The sequence below is a fragment of the Desulfovibrio sp. 1214_IL3152 genome (genome assembly GCF_036763055.1).
In the GTDB taxonomy this organism is placed as follows: Bacteria; Desulfobacterota; Desulfovibrionia; order Desulfovibrionales; family Desulfovibrionaceae; genus Desulfovibrio.
In genome coordinates this window covers 1-2,335 of record NZ_JBAIYW010000394.1, presented here as the reverse complement: position 1 = coordinate 2,335, position 2,335 = coordinate 1, and the positions used below count along the sequence as shown (strand labels likewise).

2 protein-coding genes are annotated in these 2,335 nt (G+C 60.6%); both read left to right on the top strand.

The features are described 5' to 3' along the window. The first annotated feature begins 118 nt into the window (after positions 1 to 118). A complete protein-coding gene (gene argC / locus V6C07_RS08575; protein WP_333535978.1) occupies positions 119 to 1,174 on the top strand; it encodes an N-acetyl-gamma-glutamyl-phosphate reductase in 1,056 nt (351 codons plus the stop codon). Between the two features lie 441 nt (positions 1,175 to 1,615). Then, positions 1,616 to 2,335: hydrogenase formation protein HypD (hypD, locus tag V6C07_RS08570; RefSeq protein WP_333535976.1), on the top strand; the 720-nt coding region annotated here is incomplete at its 3' end.

Sequence of the window (2,335 nt, the reverse complement as noted above, 5' to 3'; positions counted from 1 at the left end):
TGCCGCCACGGCGCTGCGCGCTGCGGGGCAGGCCCGTGACCACTGTGGCATGCCCGCTTCACCGGCGGGGTTTATGAGCTTTTTTCGATGCCCTTGCGGCGCGTAGAGGATTGACGGCATGAAGACGTTCAAAGCGGGTCTGGTTGGAGTTACGGGATATGCAGGCATGGAACTGGCGCGGCTTCTGGCAAGCCACCCGTCCATGCGGCTTGTGATGGCCTGTTCGCGGGCCGAAGCGGGCAAACGCCTTGGCGAATACTATCCCTTTCTTGATCATATGCCCGGCGCGGATGTGGTCATAAGCGTCTTTGACGCCGAACAGGCCGCCAGGGAATGTGATGTGGTCTTTCTGGCCGTTCCTGCCGGAACAGCCATGAGCATGGCCGCTCCGCTGCTTGAAGCCGGAACAAAGGTCGTGGATCTTTCCGCCGATTTCCGTCTGCGCGACCCCGCAGTATACAACTCCTGGTACAAGCACGAGCATACCCATACCGACCTTCTGCGCAAGGCCGTATACGGCCTGCCGGAGCTGTACGCCGCCGAGGCGGCGCGGACAAGCCTGATCGCCAATCCCGGCTGCTATCCCACCTCGGTTATTCTGGGCCTGTACGCGGCCATCAAGAACGATCTTGTACATACCGACGATATTGTGGTGGACGCCAAATCCGGCACCACCGGCGCGGGGCGCAAGGCCGCTGTGGGAACCCTGTATTGCGAAATTTCAGACAATTTCCGCGCATACGGCCTGCCCACGCACAGGCATACGCCGGAAATCGAGCAGGAAGTATCCCTGCTGGCCGGACAAGACGTGCGCCTTTCCTTTAATACGCACATCCTGCCGCTCAACCGGGGCATCCTGTCCACCATCTATACGAAGCTGAAAAACCCCAGAACCACGCTGGACGAAGTGCGCGCGGCCTTCAAGAGCACCTGGGCGCACAGCCCCTGGGTGCGCGTGCTGCCCAAGGGGGAGCTGCCCGAAACACGCTTTGTGCGCGGCAGCATGTTCTGCGACCTGGGACTTGTGGTAGACCCCCGCACAGGCAGGCTGACCATTCTGGCCGCCATTGACAATCTGTGCCGCGGCGCTTCCGGCCAGGCGCTTGCCAACGCCAACCTTATGTGCGGGCTGCCTGTGGGAACGGGACTGGATATGCTGGCTCCCCTTCCCTAGACAGTGTCGTCACGAGATGAATTTCCTTGGTATATCAAGGAGAACGAGCCTTTTATGCAGGGAGTGTACTCTTATGGTACTCGACCGGAATAAAAGGCGAAGTTCGACGCAGAGATACCGGGAAAGGCGCTCGTGACGACACTGTCTAGAGCAGATTAACTTTGAGAAGGTCCATTCTCAAAGTTTACGGCCCGCTCGCTTCGGCGCCTGACAGCGTAAATACATTGCGCCTGCGCCTTTGTTGCGGGCGTCTGACACGCAGTCACCAGAGCAATTGCAAAGTGAAAATGCTCTGGGGCATGGCGTTGCCGGACGGCAGGTAAAGCCTGCCCGAGCCTGTGCGGACAAGAATTTTTGCAAGGCAGCCCCGCAGCGCCGCAGCACGCTTCAGATGCAAACAGTTTCGGCCATAATTTTCGGAAGCACCACAAGAGGAGCACCATGCAACTGGAAAACGCCTTTCAGGACCCGCAGGTCTGTCACAGTCTGCTGGACCGCCTCAATCGCGCTCTGGACGGACGCCCCATGCGGTTTATGGAAGTATGCGGCACGCACACGGTAGCTATCTTCCAAAGCGGTCTGCGCTCCCTGCTGCCTTCATCCGTTGCCCATCTTTCCGGGCCGGGCTGTCCCGTCTGCGTCACGCATGACGCCGAAGTGGCCGCCTTTCTTGACCTGGCGGGCCGCGACAGGGTTATTGTTGCCACATTCGGCGACCTGCTGCGCGTACCCGGCCCTGACGGTCGCACCCTCAAGCATGCCCAGGCACAGGGCGCACGGGTGGAAATCGTGTATTCGCCGCTGGACGCCCTGACCCTGGCGGCTGAAAATCCCGGTGATACCGTGGTTTTTCTGGGCATCGGTTTTGAAACCACTGCCCCCACCGTGGCCGCCACGCTGCTGACAGCCTGTCAGCGCAAGCTCGACAATTTCTGCGTGCTTTCCCTGCACAAGCTGGTTCCTCCCGCCCTGCGCGCCCTGCTGGACGACAGCCAGTGCGCCGTGGAGGCTTTTTTGCTGCCCGGGCATGTGTCCACCATCCTTGGACTGGAGCCTTACGAGTTTCTGGCAAAGGACTACGGCGTTCCGGGCGTGGTGGGCGGCTTTCAGCCCGCGGACATCCTGCTGGCCCTGTGCATGATGGCCGAGCAGCTGCGCGAC

Excerpts from the sequence above, each read along its gene's own strand:
- argC (WP_333535978.1), top strand. The coding sequence starts at position 119 with ATGAAGACGTTCAAAGCGGGTCTGGTTGGAGTTACGGGATATGCAGGC.